The organism is Actinoplanes sp. NPDC026619, from assembly GCF_040638295.1.
Classification (GTDB): Bacteria; Actinomycetota; Actinomycetes; order Mycobacteriales; family Micromonosporaceae; genus Actinoplanes.
The window spans coordinates 231,349-251,894 of sequence record NZ_JBEZYA010000012.1 but is presented as its reverse complement, the minus strand read 5'-3'; the positions used below and the strand labels follow the sequence as shown (position 1 = coordinate 251,894).

General features: G+C 71.6%; 18 protein-coding genes. 7 read left to right on the top strand and 11 right to left on the bottom strand.

Annotated features, from left to right (window positions below):
- Positions 1–50: 50 nt before the first annotated feature.
- Together AB0E90_RS26120 and AB0E90_RS26115 are read right to left on the bottom strand one after the other, a co-directional pair.
- Positions 51–2,198, bottom strand: a complete 2,148-nt coding sequence (locus AB0E90_RS26120) for a carbohydrate-binding protein (RefSeq protein WP_360410803.1) — start codon at positions 2,196–2,198, stop codon at positions 51–53.
- Positions 2,199–2,285: 87 nt separating this feature from the next.
- Positions 2,286–3,269 carry a LacI family DNA-binding transcriptional regulator gene (locus AB0E90_RS26115; RefSeq protein ID WP_360410800.1) on the bottom strand — a complete coding sequence of 328 codons (984 nt, stop codon included), beginning with the start codon at positions 3,267–3,269 and terminating at the stop codon, positions 2,286–2,288.
- 128 nt (positions 3,270–3,397) lie between these two features.
- On the opposite strand from AB0E90_RS26115, the gene AB0E90_RS26110 reads away from it, so the two are divergent.
- The gene (locus AB0E90_RS26110) at positions 3,398–3,985 is read left to right on the top strand and encodes a SigE family RNA polymerase sigma factor (protein ID WP_360410796.1); all 588 of its coding nucleotides are present in this window, start codon (positions 3,398–3,400) and stop codon (positions 3,983–3,985) included.
- A complete protein-coding gene (locus tag AB0E90_RS26105) occupies positions 3,912–4,967 on the top strand; it encodes a hypothetical protein (protein ID WP_360410793.1) in 1,056 nt (351 codons plus the stop codon). The genes AB0E90_RS26110 and AB0E90_RS26105 overlap by 74 nt, the downstream gene beginning before the upstream one ends.
- A 50-nt stretch (positions 4,968–5,017) precedes the next feature.
- Here AB0E90_RS26105 and AB0E90_RS26100 read toward each other — a convergent pair whose 3' ends face one another.
- Genes AB0E90_RS26100 through AB0E90_RS26090 form a run of 3 tightly spaced genes read right to left on the bottom strand, consistent with a single transcriptional unit; the run spans position 5,018 to position 7,340 of the window.
- Positions 5,018–6,100 carry a hypothetical protein gene (locus tag AB0E90_RS26100; RefSeq protein ID WP_360410790.1) on the bottom strand — a complete coding sequence of 361 codons (1,083 nt, stop codon included), beginning with the start codon at positions 6,098–6,100 and terminating at the stop codon, positions 5,018–5,020.
- Positions 6,097–6,663 (bottom strand): RNA polymerase sigma factor, encoded by a 567-nt coding sequence (locus tag AB0E90_RS26095; RefSeq protein WP_360410787.1) that lies wholly within the window; start codon positions 6,661–6,663, stop codon positions 6,097–6,099. The genes AB0E90_RS26100 and AB0E90_RS26095 overlap by 4 nt, the downstream gene beginning before the upstream one ends.
- A gap of 38 nt (positions 6,664–6,701) precedes the next feature.
- Positions 6,702–7,340: a hypothetical protein gene (locus tag AB0E90_RS26090; RefSeq protein WP_360410784.1), complete on the bottom strand. Its 639-nt coding sequence runs from the start codon at positions 7,338–7,340 to the stop codon at positions 6,702–6,704.
- A gap of 90 nt (positions 7,341–7,430) precedes the next feature.
- Here AB0E90_RS26090 and AB0E90_RS26085 point away from each other — a divergent pair, with 90 nt between their 5' ends.
- The 3 genes from AB0E90_RS26085 to AB0E90_RS26075 are packed head-to-tail and all read left to right on the top strand — an operon-like array spanning position 7,431 to position 9,702.
- Positions 7,431–7,904 (top strand): nucleoside deaminase, encoded by a 474-nt coding sequence (locus AB0E90_RS26085; RefSeq protein WP_360410781.1) that lies wholly within the window; start codon positions 7,431–7,433, stop codon positions 7,902–7,904.
- Positions 7,905–7,909: 5 nt separating this feature from the next.
- Positions 7,910–8,890, top strand: a complete 981-nt coding sequence (locus tag AB0E90_RS26080; protein ID WP_360410778.1) for a phosphotransferase — start codon at positions 7,910–7,912, stop codon at positions 8,888–8,890.
- A gap of 23 nt (positions 8,891–8,913) precedes the next feature.
- Positions 8,914–9,702 (top strand): SDR family oxidoreductase, encoded by a 789-nt coding sequence (locus AB0E90_RS26075; RefSeq protein WP_360410775.1) that lies wholly within the window; start codon positions 8,914–8,916, stop codon positions 9,700–9,702.
- Here the strand turns inward: AB0E90_RS26075 and AB0E90_RS26070 are convergent.
- Positions 9,671–10,642: a DMT family transporter gene (locus AB0E90_RS26070; RefSeq protein WP_360410772.1), complete on the bottom strand. Its 972-nt coding sequence runs from the start codon at positions 10,640–10,642 to the stop codon at positions 9,671–9,673. The two genes, AB0E90_RS26075 and AB0E90_RS26070, sit on opposite strands and share 32 nt — an antisense overlap.
- Between AB0E90_RS26070 and AB0E90_RS26065 the strand changes: the two genes are divergently transcribed.
- Together AB0E90_RS26065 and AB0E90_RS26060 are read left to right on the top strand one after the other, a co-directional pair.
- Complete coding sequence (locus AB0E90_RS26065) at positions 10,641–12,029, top strand: PLP-dependent aminotransferase family protein (RefSeq protein WP_360410769.1); 1,389 nt, start codon at positions 10,641–10,643, stop codon at positions 12,027–12,029. The two genes, AB0E90_RS26070 and AB0E90_RS26065, sit on opposite strands and share 2 nt — an antisense overlap.
- Positions 12,030–12,042: 13 nt before the next feature.
- Positions 12,043–13,260 (top strand): TerC family protein, encoded by a 1,218-nt coding sequence (locus tag AB0E90_RS26060; RefSeq protein WP_360410766.1) that lies wholly within the window; start codon positions 12,043–12,045, stop codon positions 13,258–13,260.
- A 7-nt stretch (positions 13,261–13,267) separates the two neighbouring features.
- On the opposite strand, the gene AB0E90_RS26055 is transcribed toward AB0E90_RS26060, so the two are convergent.
- The 5 genes from AB0E90_RS26055 to AB0E90_RS26035 all read right to left on the bottom strand — a co-directional run bounded on the left by AB0E90_RS26055 (position 13,268) and on the right by AB0E90_RS26035 (position 20,498).
- Entirely contained in the window at positions 13,268–15,301 is a 2,034-nt protein-coding gene (locus AB0E90_RS26055) for a hypothetical protein (protein ID WP_360410763.1), read from the bottom strand.
- A 410-nt stretch (positions 15,302–15,711) separates the two neighbouring features.
- A complete protein-coding gene (locus AB0E90_RS26050) occupies positions 15,712–16,710 on the bottom strand; it encodes a hypothetical protein (RefSeq protein WP_360410916.1) in 999 nt (332 codons plus the stop codon).
- A gap of 61 nt (positions 16,711–16,771) precedes the next feature.
- Positions 16,772–17,296 (bottom strand): DUF4232 domain-containing protein, encoded by a 525-nt coding sequence (locus AB0E90_RS26045; protein ID WP_360410760.1) that lies wholly within the window; start codon positions 17,294–17,296, stop codon positions 16,772–16,774.
- A 92-nt stretch (positions 17,297–17,388) separates the two neighbouring features.
- Positions 17,389–18,228 carry a phosphotransferase gene (locus AB0E90_RS26040; protein ID WP_360410757.1) on the bottom strand — a complete coding sequence of 280 codons (840 nt, stop codon included), beginning with the start codon at positions 18,226–18,228 and terminating at the stop codon, positions 17,389–17,391.
- A complete protein-coding gene (locus tag AB0E90_RS26035; protein WP_360410754.1) occupies positions 18,225–20,498 on the bottom strand; it encodes a tetratricopeptide repeat protein in 2,274 nt (757 codons plus the stop codon). The genes AB0E90_RS26040 and AB0E90_RS26035 overlap by 4 nt, the downstream gene beginning before the upstream one ends.
- Positions 20,499–20,546: the final 48 nt, after the last annotated feature.

Below are 20,546 nucleotides of genomic sequence, written 5' to 3'. Positions count from 1 at the left end.
GCCCTTGCGGGCAGCTCAGCCCTTGCGGGCAGCTCAGCCGGCGGTGGCGCTCAGCCGATGGGGGCGGCGATCTGGATGCGGTCGATGTTCGGGGCGTAGGCGGTTGAGGCGTTGGCGAAGGTGATCGTGTTGGTGCCGGCGGTGAGGTCGACGTCGACGACCGTGGTCCAGTAGTTGGACCAGCCGAGTGTGTTGCGGAAGAACACCTTCTTGGCTGGGCCGCCGTTGACGCTGATCTCGGCGTACCGGTCGACGATGTTGCTGTTGTAGTTGGTGGCGCCGTCGCCGAGTTCGCCGTTGGCGTAGCCGACGACCATGCGGTAGCGCCCGGCCGCGGCCGCGTTCACGCCGTTGAAGCGCAGCGTGTTGCCGCTCCCGGCGCCGATCCAGCCGACGTACTTGCCGCCGGTGGCGGCGCTGTCGCTGACCACGGAGGCCGCCCCGCTGAGCGTGTTGGTCGCGCTTTCCGCCTCGTAAGCTGTGACGGTCCCGCTCGTGGCGGCGACATCGAGGTAGTCGAGGTTCACCGCGTCGCGGTCATCGGTGGCGTAGGCGTTGTATTCGACCCGGCTGATCCCGGCCGGCAGGAACACCTTTGTAGTGGCGGTCTTCCACGTGTTCCAGTCGGCCGTACCCGGCAGGACCAGGGTCGTCAGGTCGGATCCGTTAATCCGGATTCGCGTCGAGCGGTCGGCAGGCGCCCCGGTGTAAGGCCCGGCCGAGTAGCGCAGGCTCAGGTTGTAGTAGCCGTCCGACGGCACGGTCACGACGAATCTGGTCGACGCGGTGCTGCTGGCGCCGTACCCCTCGGTGAAGTAGGTCCCCGAATAGCCGGTGTTGCTCCCGTAGGTGACCTTCGCGGTGCCGCCGAGGGCGGCATATTCCGCCTCGTAGCGAGTGGCCGACGCGGCGCTGGTGTCGGTGTTCGGGGTGACGATGATCTGGTAGGCCGACTGGCCCTTGAGGCCGGTCAGCGGCACCGTGACCTGCCCGCTCGAGGCCGCGAAGTCGCCCTCCTTGACCACGTAGGGGCCGGTGGAGGCGTTCAGGCCGGAGTAGTCGACACCCCAGACGGTGGCGTGCACGGTCGTGCCGAGGCTCGACGGGATGCCCTTGACCAGGACGTTCGTGTCGTAGGTGCCGGCGGCCGGGTTGTTGCCGCCGAAGATCACCCGGGCCTGCTTCCTGGTCGTGTCGAGGGCCGCGACGCCCTGCAACGACCCGCCGGCCGACGGGGGAGTGACCGCGACGGTGTTGCCGGTCAGCTCGCCGTACCACTTGTAGAGCCACCAGCCGCCGGTCGCCTGGTTGTTGTGGGTGACCAGGTCGTTGAGGCCGCCGGCGGTGGTCCAGTAGGCGAGGCAGCCGTCCACCTTGCTCGCCTCGAACTTGGCCACGAACTGCACCAGGTTGCCGGGCACGCCGAGGTCGCCGGAGGACCGCCCGTACTCGTTGATGGTGATCGGCCGGGCGCTGACGCCCAGCGACGTCTCGATCGAGCGGTAGTCGTTGTAGTGGTCCTGCCAGCTCGAATAGAAGTCGTTGCCGAGCTCGTGCCAGGTCATCACGTCGGGCAGCACGTTGTTGGCCTTGGCATAGGTGAGGAAGGTGCGCAGGTCGGCCGAGCGGTAGGAGGCGAAGTTCGGGCCGGCGATCCGCGCGGTCGAGTCGATCGAACGGATCTTCTGGAACACGGTTTTCCAGTCGGCGAGCAGGCCGTTCAGATTGCCCGAGTACCAGATGCCGTCGGGTTCATTGAAGGGCACGTACACGTACGAGCTGCGGTACGGGTCGGCGACCACCTTGCGGGTCATCGTGTCGACCTTGGCCAGGTAGTCGGCGATGCCGGGGTTCGGGTACGGCCATTCCTGGTAGATGTCCTGCAGGTAGATCTGGATGTCGCGGCCGCCGGCCCGCTTGAACATCGGCGCGATCTTCAGCGCGTCGCCGTTGGGGTGCTGCAGCCCGTCGGGCGCCTTCTGCGCGGTGACCTGCGGCTTGAGCGCGGCCAGCATGGTCTCGTTGGGGATGCCCTCGTCGCCGAGGCCGTAGAGGAATCCGGTGGCGCCGTAGCGCAGCGCGCCGGTGCTCGTGGCCAGGTCGACGACCAGCTGCGAGGCGGCCGCCTGGGCCGGGGCGGCGGCCAGGGCGCCCATCAGCGTCGCGGTGGCGAGCACGGCCAGCTCTTTCTTCACCATGGACCTCCATCTATGTGACCGGTCACATCTGTGGTCATGAGTGTGACCGGTCACACGGGGTCAGGAGAAGGGCTCGTTACGGTTTTGTTACGGAGGCGGTGCGGTCGACTCCCGCAGGATCAGCCGGGGCGCCTCGAGCTCGTGCTCCGGCACCTCGGCGAGGGCGGCGACGCAGGCCCGGCCCAGCGCCACGAAGTCCATGCGCACGGTGGTCAACGCCGGCGTCCAGTAGGCGGCGCCCGGCACGTCGTCGAACCCGATGATGCTCACTTCGCCCGGCACGTCCCGGCCCGCCTCGAACAACGCCCGGCGCACCGCGAGGGCGGTGTCGTCGTTGCCGCACAGAATTGCGGTGACCGACGCGTCCGCGGCCAGGCGTTGCCCGGCCAGGTAGGCCGACCGGAAATCCCAGCCGGCCGAGACCACCCCGGGCACCGGTACCGCCGCCTCGTCGAGGGCATCGCGCCACCCGGCCTGCCGCGCGGCCGCCGGCGCCTCGGACGGGATCGCCACGTGATGCACCGTGCGGTGGCCCAGCCGCAGCAGATGCCGGGTCGCGTCGGCGGCCGCCTGCCGCTCGTCCAGGAAGATCATCCGGCGGGCGCTGCCGGGCAGGCCGCCGGCCTCGGTCGCCGCCACCACCGGCACGTCGCCGGGCAGCAGGCGCAGCACGCCCGCCCCGGCCGGGTCGAACGCGACCACCACCACGCTGCCGGCGGTGGGATCGCTGACGTACTCCACCGCGTGCCGGATGTCGGCCGCCGAGTCGGACTCCACCACGCGGACGCCGACGGCCAGGCCCAGCAGCCGCCCGGCCTCCTCGACGCCCTGCAGCAGGCTCGCGTAGCCGTACAGCGTCGTGTTCGCGGTGACCACGGTGATCGCGCGGGCCCGCCCGAGCCCGAGCGCCCGGGCCGCCCGATTGGGCCGGTACTGCAGCCGTTCCATCACCTCGACGACGTGCTGCCGCGTCTCCGGCCGCACGTTCGGCGAGTCGTTGATCACCCGCGACACCGTCTGGTAGGACACGCCGGCCGCGGCCGCGACGTCCCTGATCCGCGGCGCAGTCATGAACACAGACTAGTCACGCGTCGGACGCCTCCCTCGTTCGCGCCACGACCGCCGAGGAAAACCGCCGCCGGATGCAACCTCCGGAAGGCTTCCGCTCCTCTGACTGTCGACGAAGGGGGCTCTACCGAGTGGATGGCGAAGACATCGACGGCTTCCGCGAGTTCGTCCAGGTCCGGTTCGAGCCGTTGCGGGCGCTGGCGTTCATGACGTGCGGGGACTGGCAGGCCGCGGAGGACGCGGTGGCCGGCGCGCTCGCCCGGCTCTACCTGCGCTGGGACCGGGTCTCGTCGCCGGAGGCCTACGCCCGGACGATGGTGGTGCGGGCGGCGATCGGCGAGAAGCGCCGGCCCTGGCGGCGGGAGCGGCCGGCCGGCGACGCGATGCCCGACGTGGCCGGCCCGGATCAGTCCGGCGACATCGACGAGCGGATCCGATTGCGGGGCGCCCTGCGCAAGGTGCCGCCCCGGCAACGCGCCGTCCTGGTGCTGAGGTTCCTCGAGGGCCTCAGCGTCGAGGAGACGGCCGAGATCCTGGGCTGCCGTGCCGGCACCGTCAAAAGTCAGTGCTCGCGTGGGCTGGACACCCTGCGCACGGTGCTGGCGGCCGAAGACATCATCATCACCCACCCGGAAGGGAACGAGAATGGTCTATCACGTCCGCGACGTGCTGGAATCCGGCCGGCAAACGCCGCCGCCGCCGTTCACCAGCACCGATGACATCATCCGCCGGGCCGGGCGGATCCGGCTGCGCCGGAGCCTGGCGGCCGGCGGGGCGGCGGTCGCGGTGGCTCTCGCCGCGATCGGCGGCGGGCTGCTCGTCGGGAAAGGGCCGGGAGACAACCAGATCCTGACCGCGGCGCCGCTGCCGGCGCAGTTCCGCACGGTGTTCGGGGAGTACCGCACCGGCCCGAACCAGATCGGCCCGATCGGCCAGGTGACCACCGAGTACCAGCGGTTGCCGGTCTACCGCGACGGCCTGACCTGGGATGACGACCAGGGCCGCAGCTATCCGCTGACCGACGGCGCGATCACGTTTTACCAGCCCGGCGTCTTCGATCCGGCCGCGCTCGGCTCCGAGGACTTCGGCACGACCTTCGGTCCCGCCTTCGCGGTCACGGTCGGCGGCAAACAGGGCATCGGGAAACTGATGACGTACGCGACGCCGCACTCGGACCGCTCTACCCGGACGGCACTCGCGTGGCAGTACGAGCCGGGCGCGTGGGCCACCTACGTCCCGGCGGCGCGGGAGACCAGCGCCTCCACCGCCGACGCTATCCGCATCGCCGACGCGGTCAAGCCGGGCGCGAGCCACGAGGTCAAGGTGCCGTACCGGATGACGTTCGTCCCGGACGGCTGGCAGACCGTCGCCGCCGAGGAGACCACCACGAAGTACAGCAACGTGCTGTCCGACGTGTACCTCTACGACGGCCCGCTGCCCGGCCCCGGCCCGGTCGACGTGCGGCTGGACGGCGTCCACCTGCTCCTGATGCGCGGTCTGCCCAAGGACGGCGCCGTCCGCGGCAAGGACGGCGTGCACTGCTACCCGGTGCCGGCCTGCACGGTCGTGTTGGGCGACTACTTCATCGACGTGGACGCCCGGACCAGTGGGCTGTCTCCGGCGACCGTCCGGCAGATCGTCGACGGACTGAAACCGGTCGACTTCACCGACCACAGCACCTGGCTGCCGGTCGGCGGATGACAAGCGGCGGTGGCACGACCCCCCGTGAGTCGTGCCACCGCCGTGGCCGATCAGCGCGAGCAGCCGAGCCAGTCCTGGTAACCGACCGGGTCCTTGCCCGCGGCGATCTTGTCGCTGACCTCCCAGAACGCCTCGGGCCAGTCGCCACCGTCGTTCATGTCGTTGAGCACCTTCCAGTGATGGCTGCTCTTCATCGCGTCCGCCGCCTTCCGCACGGCGGCCTGGTCGCCGGCCTTCCGGGCCCGCTCCCACTCGGCGATCCAGCCGCAGCCGACCAGGCCGGTGACCAGGGCGCCGAAATGGTACGGCGAGTTCGTGCCGAGCGCGGCCACCTTGGCGCGGTCGAAGTTCGGCGGCAGTGGGACGTCCGCCAGGATCTTGTCGGCGGCCGCGTCGGCCCGGTCGGCGGTGACGACCTCCGGCGGCATCGCGGCCAGCCACGTCTGCACGTCGACCTGCTTGATGGTCGACACGGTCCGGTCGAACTGGGCCTGCGTCCACGTGCCGCTGGAGCGCAGCTCGACGAAGCTGTCGCCGTTCGGCTTCAGCTGGATCGCCCAGTCGCCGTAGCTGTAGGTGAACAGGAAGCCGGGCAGTCCGTCCACCGTCGCCGGCTTGGGCTTGCTCACGTCGAGCCGGTCTTTGTAGTAGCTGTCGTAGTACTCAGCCCGGTACCAGTTCATCTCCAGCCGGCGATCGCCGTTGTGGAACTCGATCGAGCCCTCCCGCTCGACGAAGTCGTAGACGTTCCCGACCTTCCACCCCGACTCCTTGATCAGCAGGCGCGGGTTCTTCTCGGCCGCCTGCAGCACCATCGCCGAGTAGCGGATGGCGCCGGACGCTGACACCTGCGGCTCTTCACTGGGGGAGGCGGAAGCACCGGAGGAACCGGAAGCATCGGACGAGGGGGCGGACTGGTGGTTGCGGAGCACGGCGGTGACGCCGAGCGCGGTGGTCAGGACTGCGGCCGCGGCCACGGCGGTGACCAGGCGGCGCATCAGCGGGCGACGAGTGGACGGCTCGGACATGATCTCCTCGAGAAGGGTCTGCCCGGCCCCGTCGAGTTGCCCGATGACCTCGGCTCGGTACGGGTCGGCGTTGCGGATCACCCGGTCCAGCTGTTCGTCGGTCATCTGCCCTCCTCGGGGACGGGTGCTGCCAGGACGTCAAATACATGTCCGGGCGGCCCCAGATCGTCACCGAGCAATTCGCGCAGCCGGGCCCGCGCCCGGGAAAGCCGCGTGCGCACCACGGCCGGGCTCACCTCCAGCACCGCCGCGGCCTCGCGCGGTTCGAGGCCCTCCCAGATCGTCAGCATCAGCACCTCCCGGTCGAGATCGCCGAGACGCGCCATGGCGGCCCGCACGGTCAGCCGGTCCGGCACCTCACTGCCCGGATCGGGAGCGGTGGGTGCGGCGAGACGCTGCCGGAGGCGTACGCCTAATCGTTCGCGCCGCACCCCACCGCGTATGTGATTGGAAAGCACCCGCCGGGCCACCCCGTAGAGCCAGAGCCGCGCCTCGCCGCCCTCCGGGATCTCCCGATGTCGCCGCCAGGCGACGAGGAATGTCTCCGCGACCACATCGGCCGCATCCGCCGGCTGGTCGACGCGCCGCAACGCGTACGCCAGCAGGTGCTCGAAGTTGCCGGCATAGATCAGCCGGAAGCGGTCCTCGGGTGCGGTCGCGGAGATCACGTGTAGTCCATGTCCGGCTCGGCGGTGATCGTGACAGGCTAATTCGAAGGCGCCAGCTTCCCCGACGCCGACAGCTTTCTCGAGGCCGACAGTGCGATCGTGTGCATGCCGCGCAACCCGACGTCCTGCGCGCCCACCGCCATCACGATGGCGGTGACTCCGCCTTCGGCGAAGACGATCAGCCGGGTCCGGATGGCCGGTTCACCTCCGGTTTCGATGAGTACGCCGGAAGCCTGCGCGCCGAGATCAGGGACGCTCATCCGGGACACCGACAGGGTGAGGTCGCCGAGGCGAACCCGAGGGCAGGTCTTCGGGGCACGGCCGAGGTCGGCGACCAGTTTCCGGGCCCGGTCCGGCCCGGCGCCGATGAGGATCTCGTAGACCAGCAGCCCGTCCGTCTTGCGGAAGAACGAGGCGTACGAGGTGATCGCCGGCCGGTTGACCACGCTGCCGACCGCCACCGGGTTGGTGCAGATGGCCGGGTCGGGCTGCCCCGGCTCGAGGACGTCGTTCAACTCGTCCGCCGGCTGGAAGCCGGCCGGCAGATCGGCCACGGTGAGCAGCGCGGCCCGTGGCGGCTTGGGATCCGCGGCGGCCGACACCGGCCCCGAGGGGATCGCCAGCGCCGAGGCCGTGATGATGACCGTTGTGATGCATCTTATCGCTTTTGTGGGCATTATCCCACGCTAGCTCTCCCGCAAATCACCGCGGACGGGTTTGCGGCGCGCTCACCCTAGGCTTGGTTGATCAATGGAGAGGGGTGCCGGATGGCGATCACGGAGGCGGATCAGGGCTATCTCGAGCGGGCGGTGGCGCTCGCCTGGGAGGCCCGCGAGCGGGGCGATCACCCCTTCGGGGCACTGCTGGTCACCGCGGACGGCCAGGTCGTGGAGGCCCGCAACAGCGTGGTCACCGGCGCCGACCCCACCGGCCACGCGGAGACCAACTTGGTGCGGCTGGCCGGCAAGCTGGACCGGGCGACCCTGACCGGGAGCGCGCTCTACACGAGCACCGAGCCGTGCGCGATGTGCGCCGGCGCCATCTACTGGTCCGGCATCGGCCGGGTGGTCTTCGCCCTGTCCGAGGCCGACCTGGCCACGATGGTCGCGGAGGAGGAGGGCGTGCCGCCCCTGCGCCTGCCCTGCCGCGAGGTCTTCGCCCGCGGCGGCCGCGAGATCACCGTCGACGGCCCGGCCCCGCTACTCTCCGCCACCAAGGTCCACGAAGGCTTCTGGGACTGAGCCGGATGGACGTTGCGGAGATCGTTGCGCGGGAGTTCGGTCTCGGGGCGGTCGTCAGCTTCCGGCGGGCCACCGCCGGGATCATGAATGTGAACTGGCAGCTCGTCACCGGGAGCGGGACCTATGCGGTCAAGCTTCAGCGGGACGGGACGCCGGAGCAGGCGCGGATGGTGCAGCGGGTGCTGCCGTCGGTGGCGGAGCTCCGGGTCCGGGTGCCGATCGCTCGGGTCACCCGCGGCGGGGACACGCTGCTGCGGGTCGGCGACGACTGGTACATGGTGTTCGACTGGCTGCCCGGCACGCACCCGCGCGAGGGCGACGTCGACCTGGACGCCTGCGCCGCCTTCGGGGACCTGGTCGGGCGGTTGCACCTCCGGCTCGCCGGCGTCTGCCCGGTCGTGCCGCGGACCGTCGTGGACACTCCGGTGCGGGCGGCGGACGCGGCGGCAGCCCTGGCGGGATACGCGGAGCGCGGGACGGGCGACGACTTCGACCTGGTGGCGCGGCCGGTGATCGCCTGGCGGCGGGCGCTTCTGGCCGAGGTGGGCGATCACCGGCCGGCCGGCGGGGCGATCGGGCCGGCCGGGTGGACGCACGGCGATCTGCAGCCTTTCAACCTGCTGGGGGAGGACGGGCGAATCACCGGGGTGCTTGACTGGGATCGCCTGGGAGTGCGCACCTACGGACTGGAGGTGGTGCGGGCGGCCACGATCACGTTCAGCACCGGCGAGCAGGACGGCCTCGATCTGGAACGCGTGGCGGCGTTCGCGCGTGCTTATCGCGTACACATCGAGGTGTCGGACGCGGAGCTGGCCGATGCTGCTCACCGCAGGTGGTGGGTGCTGGCGACGGACGTGTGGCCGCTGGATCGGCATTACGACGACGGCGACACCAGCTGCGACGACATCTTCGTGCGGCGTTGCCGGTTCCTGCGCTGGTGGAGCTCGCATCGGGCGGCGGTCGTCGAGGCCCTGACCCGCCGGTAGCACCCGCCGGTAGGGTGCCCCGCATGGAACGCACCGCGCTGGTCACCGGGGCATCGTCGGGCATCGGGAAAGCTACCGCCGCGCTGCTGGCTGCGCGCGGCTACCGCGTGCTCGGCACCAGCCGCAAGCCGGACGCCGTGGAGAAAGACGTGGAGATGATCCGGCTCGATCTGGCCGACGACGACTCCATCGAGGCCCTGGCGGAGCGTCTGGCAACCGTGGACGTCCTGGTCAACAACGCCGGCGAGAGCCAGTCCGGGCCGTTCGAGGAGCTGCCGGTCGACGCGCTGCGCCGGCTCTTCCAGGTCAACGTGCTCGGGCCGGTCCGGCTCGCCCAGCTCGCGCTGCCGGGGATGCGGGAGCGCGGCTACGGCCGGGTCGTGATGGTCGGCTCGATGCTGGCGTCGTTCCCGCTCGCCTACCGGTCGTCCTACGTGGCCACCAAGGCGGCGATCAAGGGCTTCGCCAACGGCGCACGGCACGAATATTCGCCGTACGGAGTCTGGCTGACCACCATCGAGCCCGGCTCGATCAACACCGGGATCAGCGAGCGCCGCACGAAATACATCTCGGCGGACTCGCCGCACCGGCCGCAGTTCGAGACGATGCTCGCCGCCCTCGACCGCAACGAGAAGGCCGGCATCTCCGCCGAACGCGTCGCCGAGACGATCGTCAAGGCCATCGAGGCGGACAAACCCCGGCAGCGGTACGCCGTGGGCAGCAACGCGCCGCTGGTGTTCGCGCTCCGGCGAGTGGCCCCGGCGGCGCTCGCCGAGAAACTCACCCACCGCCGCCACGATCTGCGCCGCTGACCGGCGCCCGGCCGCCGGCACGCCCCGCGCCGCTGGCCGGGTTCAGGGTTCGGGCGCGCTGGATCAGCACTACGCAGGCCAGCACGACGGCCGCGGCCGCGATCGAGGCCGGCGTGACGGTCTCGCCGAGCAGCAGCGCCGACCAGATCAGCGTGAGGATCGGCTGGCCGAGCTGGATCTGGCCGACCTTCGCGATGCCGCCCTTGGCCAGGCCCGCGTACCAGGCGAAGAAGCCCAGGAACATGGAGACCACGGTCAGGTAGCCGAAGGCGGCCCAGGCGGTCGCATTCGCCTGCGGCGGGCGGGACCAGGCGGCGAACGCGGTGATCGGAAGAGTAGCGGGCAGGGCGACCAGCAAGGCCCAGCAGATGGTACGGGCGCCGCCGAGTTCCCGGGCGAGCGCGCCGCCCTCGGCGTACCCGAGTCCGCAGAGCACCACCGCGGCGAGCAGGTAGAGGTCGTTGACCGAGAAGGATCCGTGCACCGTCCCGGTCGCGATCAGGAACGTCAGGACCACCGCGAGGCCCGCGCCGCCGGCCAGCCAGAACAGTGGCGGCGGCCGTTCGCCGGCGCGCACCACCGCGAAGATCGCGGTCATCGCCGGCAGCACGGTGACGACCACCGCGCCGTGCGCCGACGTCTGGCTGGTCAGGGCGAGCGACGTGAACAGCGGGAAGCCGACGACGACGCCGAGCGCGACGATCGACAGCCGCCGCCACTGGTCGCGGGTGGGCGCCGCGGCGCGCACGCCACGCAGGTAGAACCAGGCCAGCGCGGCCGCCCCGGCCGCCCGGCCGAACGCGACGAACCACGGGTCGAGCTGCTGGACCGCCACCCGGGTGGCCGGCAGCGACATGCTGAACGCCAGCACGCCGATCGCGCCGAGGGCCAGGCCCGCCGTTACCGTCGGCGGCGCGATAGCGTTACTCTTGCTTCTCATGAATGACGGTAACGCAGCCGACCGCGTTATCCAAGATCTCCGGCGCCTCGCGACCGCCGCCGCACCCGGCAGCCAGTTGCCGTCGGTGCGCGCGCTGACCGCCCGGCATCAGGCCTCGCCGGTCACCGTGGCTGAGGCGATCCGAGTCCTGGCCGCTCAGGGCGTGGTCGAGGCCCGTCCCGGCCGGGGCACGTTCGTGGCCGCCCGCCCGGTGCTCCCGGCGCCGCCCGATCTGTCCTGGCAGACCGTCGCCCTCGGCGCGGCGCTGCCGGGCGACGCCGACATGGCGGCGTTACTCGCGTTACCCCTGGCGGGCGCCATTCCGCTTTCTGGCGGTTACCTCGACCCCGACCTCCAGCCGGCCGCCGCGCTCGGGGCGGCGCTGGCCCGGGCGGCCCGGCAGCCGGCCACCTGGCAGCGCGGCCCGGTCGAGGGCCGGGAGGATCTGCGGGCCTGGTTCGCCCAGCAGTCCGGCACCGGCCTGCGCGCCGGCGACCTGGTCATCTGTCCCGGCGGTCAGGCCGCGCTCTCGTCGGCGCTGCGGGCGCTCACCACCCCCGGCGACACGCTGCTCGTCGAGTCGCCCACCTACCTGGGCGCCCTCGCCGCCGCCCGGGCCGCCGGCCTGCGCATCGTGCCGGTCCCGGCCGACGCCGACGGCGTGCTCCCGGACCAACTGGCCGCCGCGTTCGCCCGCACGTCGGCCCGGCTCTTCTACTGCCAGCCGCTGCACGCCAACCCCAGCGGGGCGACACTCGCGGCACACCGCCGCCGGGCGGTGGCCGACGCGGTCCGCGAGGCCGGCGCCTTCCTGATCGAGGACGACTACGCCCGCGACCTCACCATCGACGGCGACGCCCCGCCCCCGCTGGCCGCCGACGACCCCGACGGCCACGTCATCTACTTGCGCTCGTTGACCAAGTCGGCGGCCCCCGGCCTGCGCATCGCCGCGATCGGCGCCCGCGGCCCGGCCGGCGCCCGGCTGCGCGCCGCCCGCCTGCTGGACGACTTCTTCGTGGCCGGCCCGCTACAACAGGCCACCCTGGAGTTCGTCACCGCCCCCGCCTGGCCCCGCCACCTGCGGCACCTGCGCACCGCCCTGCGCGCCCGCCGCGAGGCCCTGCTGACCGCCCTGTCCCGGCACCTGCCTAGCTTGGTTCCGGCGGCCGTCCCGCGCGGCGGCCTGCACCTGTGGGCCCGCCTCCCCGACGGCGCCGACGACGTGGCCACCGCCAACGCCGCAGCCACCGCCGGCGTGATCGTCTTCCCCGGCCGCCCTTGGTTCCCGGCCGAGCCTCCAGCCCCACACCTGCGCCTGACCTACGCCGCCGCCCCACCCGACCAGATGGACGAGGCCATCCGCCGCCTGTCCCACGCTCTCGTTTGATTAGCCTGCTTCTATGCCCCGGGAACCCACCGTCAAGGAGTCGGCGCTCTGGGCGCTGGCCCATGCGGCGGCGGCGGTGCTCTTCGGCGTTCTGGTGTGGGCGGCGGCCGGCGGCACTCGGGCGCTCGAGTTCTACACCGGCTGGCTGGCCGGCTATGCGCTGACCTTCGACAGCGTCCTGGTCTTCGCGGTCATCATGGCCCGGTCCGCGGTGCCCGGTCCGCTCCGGTCGAGGGTGCTGTTCAGCGGTGTCGCGCTGGCTCTGGCCCTGCGCGGGGTGCTGATCGCGGTGGGCGCCGTGCTGATCGCGTACACCTCCTGGGTCCTCGCGGTTTTCGGGGTCTTTCTGCTGAGCACGGTTTTCCACCTGCTCCGGCGGAGTGACGACGAGGACGAATTCCGGGAGGGCATCCTGGCGCGGTGGTTCCGGAAGGTGGTGCCGATCCCGGCGCCGTCCGGCGGTGACGGGCCGGCCGGTGGTGGCGGGCCGGCCGGTGGCGAGCGCGGGCCGGTGCTGGTCGCGGTGGTGGCGTTCGGGTTTGCCGATCTGGTGTTCGCGCTCGATTCGACCGCGGCGACCTTCGGCGTCACCACGGTGCCCTGGCTGGTTCTGGCGATCACGGTCTTCGCGTTGTCCGGGTTTCGCCACCTGTACTTCCTGCTCTACGCCCGGTGGGACCGCCTGATCTACCTCAACGCGGGCGTGGCCTTGGTGCTGGCCTTCATCGGCACGAAGATGGTCCTCGAGGCGATGCCCTGGGCGCCGGAGATCCCCGCCTGGGTCTCCGCCCTGGTGGTCGCCGGCACGCTCGCCGTCGCCGTGCTGGCCAGCCTGTTGATGACCGGCCGGAACGGGCGTCGGGAGACCGCCTCCGTCGACATAGCGCTCTTCGTCGGCACGGCGGTCGCCTCCGGGGTCGTCGGCAACGCCGCCTACGACGGCCTCAAGCATTTCCTGCCGCGGTACCTCCGGAGGAAGTCCGCCCGGAGCGGCATCACCCAGTTGCAGGCTCAGACGATCGCCTATGGAGCGATCATCAAGAAATGCCGGGAGGCGGGGCTGGCCGAGCCCGACCTGGCGACCATGACGCATCGCTACACGGCGCACGGCGACGGCCACTGGACGATCGACATCGGCGACCAGCGGTCCTCGGTGCGGTTCTGGATCGTGGTGCCGGCCGCTGATCCGTCGGCCGGCACCGCCCGCGTCGAAGTGACCTGGAAGGAGTGACCCGGGTTCACTGCCTGCCGGTGTATTGGAAGAGCACCGTCCCGTGCGAGGAGTAGACGGTCGCCCAGGATGGTGAGTTGGCGAACGCGTCGCGGTAGGCGGCGAATTGTGCCTTCGTCTGGATGCCGTATTCCTCGCCGTAGTAGGACGAGACCGGTGACCAGATCGCGTACAGGTGATCGGCGGTCGTGCCGGTGCCGATGTAGTCGACGAACTTGTCGGTCACGCTCGCCTCGATCTCGCTCACCGTGCCGTCGCTGAGCGCGAAGGCGGTGGTGTCGAAGTCGCTGCGTTTGAGGGAGATGTGCGTCCGGCTCTGCGACGGTGGCGAGCTCGGCACGTCACCGGGGCCGAGATTGAGCAGGTAGCTGATGTCGCCGGGACCGGTGTTGGCCGCCTGGAACCGCCTGGTCGCCTCGCGGTCCTGCGGCGAGACCACGTTGCTGGCGTCCATCCCGAACGTGGCGATCGAGAAGGTGGTGACCAGGGTCAGCAGAGTCGCCAGCATCGGCACCGACGGGCGCAGCCGCACCGACGGGCGGAACGCCTGGGCCGCCAGCACGGCCAGCCACGGGATGCCGAAGAGGGTGGCCCGGAAGATGCCCTCGTTGCCGTACGGGTTGACCAGGATGATGACCATGCCGACCGACGGGCACAGCGCCACCGCCCAGATCGCCCGTTCGCGCCGGCGCCGGAACAGGGTGACTGCGGCGAGCAGACCGAGGAGCAGGACGCCGAGCAGCAGCGCGGCGCTGGTGATCGGGACCACCGCCAGCCGGCTGAGCCCGGGCGTGACCATGGTCGCCGGCGGCTTGAAGTTGTCCGAGTTCCCGATGCTCGACAGGTTGAGGAAGTTGCCCAGGTCACGCCAGTGCAGCAGGGCCCAGCCGCCGGCCGGCGCCAGCACGGCGGCCGGCAGCCACCACGGACGGATCATCCGGAACACCGCCAGGATGGCCAGCACACCACCCACGGCGTATGGGCTGAGCTGGTGCGTGACGCTGATCGCGACGCCGGCCACGCTCATCGCCGCGAACTTCGGCCAGGCCGGGAGGGGGGAGAGCGCCAGCCCGAACACCATCAGCCCGAGGACGAAGCCGACCGACTGCGGGGAGAAGTAATCCTGGCCGACGGTGTCCGCCAGGATCGCGAAGGCGACCGCGAGCCAGGCCTGGTAGCGGTCGGCGATCAGCTGGCCGGCCAGGTAACGCATGGCGATCAGCCGGCCGAGGCCGATCAGCGCGGGCCAGGCCATGGCCAGGTTGGTGGAATCCCGGATGCCGGTCACGTCGCACAGCCAGGCCATCGCGGCGAAGTAGCCGGGCCAGCCGTTGTAGACCGGCACGGTCGAGCTCAGGTGATGCGCCGAGCGGATCTGGTCGACGAATTCCAGGTGCTTGACCGCGGCCTGCAGGCGCGGGCCGTCGTAGACCAGGCCGGGTGTGCCGGTGAGCACCAGCATCAGCAGGAGCACACCGATCGCCGTGACAGCCTCACCGGCCGACCTCGCCAGAGCCAGCCCGGCCACGACCAGGCCGAGTCCTACGTACCACCACGGACCGATTTCTACCAGGAAGCCCCAGATTCCCGGGGTGAGGTGCCGATGGGTGGCCGCGGCGAGGAAGCAGATGATCGCGCCGGTCGCCGACAGCAGCAGGGCGGGCGGAGCCGCCGGAAGCCGGAGCGGCACCGCCGGGTTCTCCCGCACGGCGGACCGCAGGCCCAGCACGTGAAGCGGAACGGTCGCCGCGAGGACGATCGCTGCCGCCACCCACGGGTGCCAGGCGCCGAGCTGGAGCATGACCGTCGACAGCACGATCAGGCCGCTCAGCGAGGTGCCCACGCTCAGCACGAGGCGCAGGGTCAGGTCGGGGCCGCGGAACAGGACCCAGGGCGCCGCCCCCGCGCCGAAGAGCAGATAGCCACCCAGCCCGGCGATGCGGAGCGTGTCCACGCCGGCGACCTGGCCGACCAGTCCGGCGACCACCGCGATCAGGCTCACCAGTGAGATGACCAGCCGGGCGCGGGTGGTCGTCGTCACAATTCCGGGTGCCGGTGATTCCGCTATTTCGGTATTACGCACAGGCGGGTCACAGACAATTTCGCTCTGTGTGATTGCCAACAGATTACTATTGTGGTCGGTCACTAGGGCCGGAATCCTCACATCGTCTTTCGGCAGCGTGTGAGCGGGGGCTTTAAGGCCTCCGCGCCGAGCTCATATTAGTGGTGATCAACGAGCATTCCCGGCCTGGCGAAAGGCTTTGCCGATTGTTTAATGAGTTCGATGCGAGCGGCGCGGCGGTCGACCCGAAATCTCCTCGATAATCGACTGTTCGCGTCTCTCCGATGTCCGAACGGTCACCGCCACCATCGCCATGCGTGCCGATTGGCGTACCGATCAGCAAATGCGCACCGGACGGCCGAAACAGTCATCCGGCGGGAAAGGGCCGCTTATCGCGGCTGATGCCGCGAAATGACGTCGTACAACCGCTGCGGGGTGACCGCGCCGGCGTAGACCCGGCCGTCGTCGGTGATCAGGACGCTGAGCACGGTGCCGGCGAACAGGTGGCCGCTGCCCCACGGGCCGCTGACCCGGGGCATGAAGCTGATCGCGCCGGTGGCCGCCGGCAGCCGCGCGGTGAGCACCGACGTCCAGCCCGTGCCGAGCACCGCCGGAGCCACCGCCCGGTGCGGCATGTTGCCCTCGGACATCGTGGTGCCGGGCGGCGGGTTGAACACGAACTGCTCCCGGTCCGGCACCGCGAAGCTGATCTGCTGGAACGCCACCCGGACGGCCGGGTTGGTGGCGTTCTTCGGGTACACGTCGACGCGCAGCGGGAGGTGGTGCTCCGCGTCGATCGCCAGGCTCACCCGGCCGATCAGCGACGCCGGGTCGGTGGGGTGCAGCACCAGCTCGTAAGCGCCCCGGCCGGCCACCTCGACCGCGCCGGTCGTGCTGACCCCGGTGGCCGGATCGATGGCGGCCAGGACGGCGTCCGCGGCCTCCTGCGGCGTCGCCGGCACGATCGGCAGGGTCAGGTGGCTGCCCAGCTTGTCGGTGCTGTTCCACATCCAGGCGTTCGCGCCGTCGCGGATCAGGTCGGTCTCGCCGTGCGAGGTCAGCAGCGCCACCCGCGCCCTGTTCTCGCCGGCCTGCCAGATCCGGGCGGTGGTGACGCCGCCGAGGATGCCGGCCAGGTCGGCGGCTCCGGCGCCCATCCGGCCGAGGGCGGGCAGCCCCAGATCGGCACTCTCCACGATGGTGCCGGACAGCCCGTCGACCCGGACGTCGTGCAGGTCCTCGAGCAACTGGCCGGCACTGCGCGGCGGCAGCGACGGGTCGGCGTTCGCGATGATCGTGCCGGCTGCGGCGCCGCCCCCGATGACGACGACCGCCGCGGCGGACGGCACCAGCCAGCGCAGCGCTCGCCGGGACCCGAATGCGGACACGATGCTCACGCCGACAGCCTGCGTCCCGGCCCCTGTGACCCGGCTGAGAGCGCCGTCAGCGTCAGGCTGCCGGCCGCCAGGCGCTCACGGCGACGCGGCCGGTGCTGCCCAGGTCGATGTCGCTGCGCGGGGTGACCGGCTGGGCGGGGGCGCCGGCGGCCGGGCCGATTTCCAGGTAAGGGGCGCTGACCGGCGGGTTGGTGATGTCGTTGTAGGTGTTGCGCCAGGCCAGGACGGCGGTGGCGCGCTGGCCGGGGCGGAGGGTCAGCTTGCTCGGCGGCTTGTCGTAGTCGGGGATCGAGCCGGTGATGGCGGTGGTGCCCTTGAGGACCTGCACGGTCACCGGCTGCCGCTGGTCGTCGAGGAGGCGCACGACCGGATAGCCGTTGACGCGATACGTGGCGGTGCCGCAGTTGACCAGGTAAAGGTCGAGGACGCGCAATCCCATCGCGGCGTCGCCCGGGCCGAGCTCGACCCGCACGCCGCCGGCCGGGCAGGCCGGCTGGGCCGGGGCCGGGGCCGGAACCGATGGCGCCGCCGAAGCTGATACCGGAGCCGGAGCCGGCGGCGGGACCGAAGCTGACACCGGTGGCCTTGGCGCCGGCGCTGCCCCCTCCAGAGGAGCGAGCTCACTGCAGCCACTCAGAAGAGCGACCACCACCAGGAGGTACGGGACTCTCACCGGACCAACTCCCGGATGTGGGCGACGGCCTTGCCGAAGTAGCGGTGCTCGACCGGCCGGGTCAGGAAGTCGGCCAGTGAGTAGAGGTCGAGGGCCGCGCTCAGCCGCCGCCAGTCGCCGGGCAGCTCGCCGCCGCCGTCGCGGAAGCCGCGCAGGAAGTCGTCGGAGAAACCGGGCGGGCGCGGGTCGCGCAGCATGTTGCCGACATCGAACAGCGGCGAGCTGCTGAACGCGAATTCCCAGTCGAGCACGGCGGTGACCCGGCCGTCGACGGCGAGCAGGTTCTTCGGGTTGTAATCGGCGTGCACCAGCCGGCGGCTGCCCTGGAGGGCGTTCAATTCGGGGGTGACTTCCGCCGCGTACCGCAAGAGGGCCTTTTGCTCGTCGCCGGTGAGGTGGCCGGTTGCGTTTCCCTCGCGCAGGCAGCGGTCGACGAACGCGTCGAGGCCGCCGATCAGCTCGTCTCCGCTGGGCGTCAGGTCCTCGCCTCCGAAGAAGCCCGGCGCGTCGAAGGTGACCGAGCCGATCCGGGCCAGGGTCACGCCAACCGGATAACCGTCCGTGACCGGCCCTCCGTCCACGAACACGGACAGCAGCAGGCCGGCCTCCGGATCGGCGGCCACGACCTCGGCGACCGGCACGACGCCGTGCAACCGGCGGGCCAGCGCCGCCTCCACCGCGCAGCGGTTGTCGCCCCGGTAGCGCCGCAGGACGAGCCGGGCGCCGTCGCTCATCTCGAGCAGGACGTTGTGGTTGCTGTAGCCGCCGCTGAGCTCGCGCGACGAGACGATCTTGAGGTCGGTGACCGATTCGGCCCACTCGGTGCCGGTGCTCATCGGGAGTGCACCTCGCGGTCGGCCAGCTTCGCCCGCACGTCGTCGGCGTCCGGATGGTCGAGCTCGGTGAGGATGGCCAGGGCGTTGCGCCAGGCGTCGCGGGCCGCCCGGTGCCGGCCGGCTGCCTCCTCGGCGTCACCCAGGTGGGACAGCACGATTCCTTGGTATTGCTGGTCGTTCTCGTCGCGGAACGCGGCCGCCGCCCGCCGGTAGCAGGCCACCGCCTCGGTCAACTCGCCCAGCCGGAAGTGCGCCATGCCGACGCTGTCCCACGAGTGGCCGGCGCCCATCCGGTTGCCGGCCGCCTCGTGCACGGTGACCGCCCGCCGGCAGTAGTCGAGGGCCTGCCGATAGTCGCCCATCGTCAGGTAGCACCAGCCGATGTTGTTCATCGCCCGCGCCTCGCCGATCCGGTCGCCGTCCGAGCGGGACAGCTCGAGCGCCCGGCCGCCCTCCTCGAGGGCTTCCGAGTAGCGGCCCTCCCGGCGGGCCACGATGCCCAGATTGAGATGTACGTCGGCCATGCCGGCGACATTACTAAGCTCGCGGTAGAGGGCGAGGGCCGTGGTCAGGTGCGACCGGGAGCGGGCGAGGTCGCCGAGGCCGGCCAGCGCGAACCCGACGTTGTAGTGGCTGACCGCCTGCAGCAGCACGTCACCGGCCCGCTCGGCGGCGGCGACCGCGACCATCTGCCAGTGCGCCCAGTTGCGCTTGTCCCACCGGCGCTCCAGGTAGGTCAGCACCGCCCACGCCATCCACCAGGCCTTCGCGTCCAGGCCGGCGGCGATGGCGAGGTCGGCGCAGGCGCGCAGGGCCGGCTGCTCGGCGGCGAACCAGGCCATCGACGCCGCGCCGCCGGCGAACGACTCGGGCGTCGCGCCCTCGGCGACGTCGGTGGGGCGCTGGCCGCTGAGGTTGCGCTCGCTCTTGAGGCAGTGGTCGGCGGCGAGGGCCGACTGAAGGTAGTGGTCGATCATCCGCCGGGCGGCCGCGTCCCGGTTCTCGTCCGAGTCGATCTCCTCGGCCAGGTCGCGGGCGTAGTCACGGAGCAGGTCGTGCGAGCCGTAACGGCCGGGCAACTGCTCGGCGAGCAGGTTGGCGTCGAGCAGCTCCTGCAGCGCCGGGCGGACCTGCCGGGCGGAGAGCCCGGCCAGGCTGGCCAGCGCGGGCGCGCCGGCGACCGGGGTGGCGTGCAGGGCGAACAGCCGGAACAGTCGGGCCGCGTCGGGGCCGAGCTTGCGGTAGGACCAGGAGAACACCCCGCGCACGTCGGTGGCCGGGTCGGGGCCGGCCAGCACGTCCAGCCGGGAGCGGGCCTCGCGGAGCTCGGCGGCGAGGGCGGTCAGCGGGAAACCGGGGTTGGCGGCGGCCCGGGCGGCCACGATCGCCAGGGCCAGCGGCAGGCGGGCGCACGAGCGGACCAGGTCGTCGACGGCGCGCGGCTCGGCGCGGACCCGGTCGGCGCCCATCCGCCGGGCCAGCAGGTCGCGGGCCGACTCGGTGTCGAGCACGTCGAGCAGCAGCAACTGGGCGCCGTCGGCGACGGCCAGGCCGGCGAGCCGGTCGCGGCTGGTCACGACCACGACGCAGCCGGGCACGCCGGGCAGCAGCGGGCGCACCTGCTCGGCGTCGCCCGCGTTGTCGAGCAGGATCAGCATCCGCTGCCCGGCCAGCACGCTGCGGTAGAGGGCGGCGCGTTCCGGCAGGTCGGCCGGGATCCGCTGGGGCGCCACCCCGAGCCCGTCGAGCAGCCCGCGCAGCGCCTCGGTGGCCGGCACCGGCGGCCCGACCGGGCCGAAGCCGCGCAGGTTGACGTAGAGCTGGCCGTCCGGGAAACGGTCGCGCACCCGGTGCGCCCAGCGGATGGCCAGCGTGGTCTTGCCGACCCCGGCGGTGCCGGACACCGCCGAGATGACCACGCCGCGGGCGGCCTCCTCGGGCGGGCCGTCGAGCAGCGCGTCCAGCCGGGTCAGCTCGCGGTCGCGGCCGGTGAAGCCGGACGGGTCGGACGGCAGCTGCGCCGGGGTGATCTGGGCGCCGGTGGCCGGTTCGGCGGCCGACGCCAGGAAGCGGTCGCGGTCGGCACCCTCGAGCCGGAACGCGTCGGCGAGCAGGCGCATCGTCGACATCCGCGGCGCCGCGACCTTGCTGGCCTCCCACTTGCCGACACTGCGCACGCTGACACCGGCCCGCTCGGCGAGCTCCTCCTGGGTCATGCCGAGCCGCCGGCGGTGAGCGCGCACCAGGTCACCGAACACGGAGCTCCCCACGAAAGTTTCGCCATCGATCCTCGACGATCGTCTCAGGTGGGGTCACGC

Coding starts and splice junctions, on each gene's coding strand:
- AB0E90_RS26060 (WP_360410766.1), top strand. CDS start 12,043: ATGCCCCGGGAACCCACCGTCAAGGAGTCGGCGCTCTGGGCGCTGGCC.
- AB0E90_RS26120 (WP_360410803.1), bottom strand. CDS start 2,198: ATGGTGAAGAAAGAGCTGGCCGTGCTCGCCACCGCGACGCTGATGGGC.
- AB0E90_RS26070 (WP_360410772.1), bottom strand. CDS start 10,642: ATGAGAAGCAAGAGTAACGCTATCGCGCCGCCGACGGTAACGGCGGGC.
- AB0E90_RS26090 (WP_360410784.1), bottom strand. CDS start 7,340: ATGCCCACAAAAGCGATAAGATGCATCACAACGGTCATCATCACGGCC.
- AB0E90_RS26040 (WP_360410757.1), bottom strand. CDS start 18,228: ATGAGCACCGGCACCGAGTGGGCCGAATCGGTCACCGACCTCAAGATC.
- AB0E90_RS26100 (WP_360410790.1), bottom strand. CDS start 6,100: ATGACCGACGAACAGCTGGACCGGGTGATCCGCAACGCCGACCCGTAC.
- AB0E90_RS26115 (WP_360410800.1), bottom strand. CDS start 3,269: ATGACTGCGCCGCGGATCAGGGACGTCGCGGCCGCGGCCGGCGTGTCC.
- AB0E90_RS26080 (WP_360410778.1), top strand. CDS start 7,910: ATGGACGTTGCGGAGATCGTTGCGCGGGAGTTCGGTCTCGGGGCGGTC.
- AB0E90_RS26075 (WP_360410775.1), top strand. CDS start 8,914: ATGGAACGCACCGCGCTGGTCACCGGGGCATCGTCGGGCATCGGGAAA.
- AB0E90_RS26065 (WP_360410769.1), top strand. CDS start 10,641: ATGAATGACGGTAACGCAGCCGACCGCGTTATCCAAGATCTCCGGCGC.
- AB0E90_RS26105 (WP_360410793.1), top strand. CDS start 3,912: ATGGTCTATCACGTCCGCGACGTGCTGGAATCCGGCCGGCAAACGCCG.
- AB0E90_RS26085 (WP_360410781.1), top strand. CDS start 7,431: ATGGCGATCACGGAGGCGGATCAGGGCTATCTCGAGCGGGCGGTGGCG.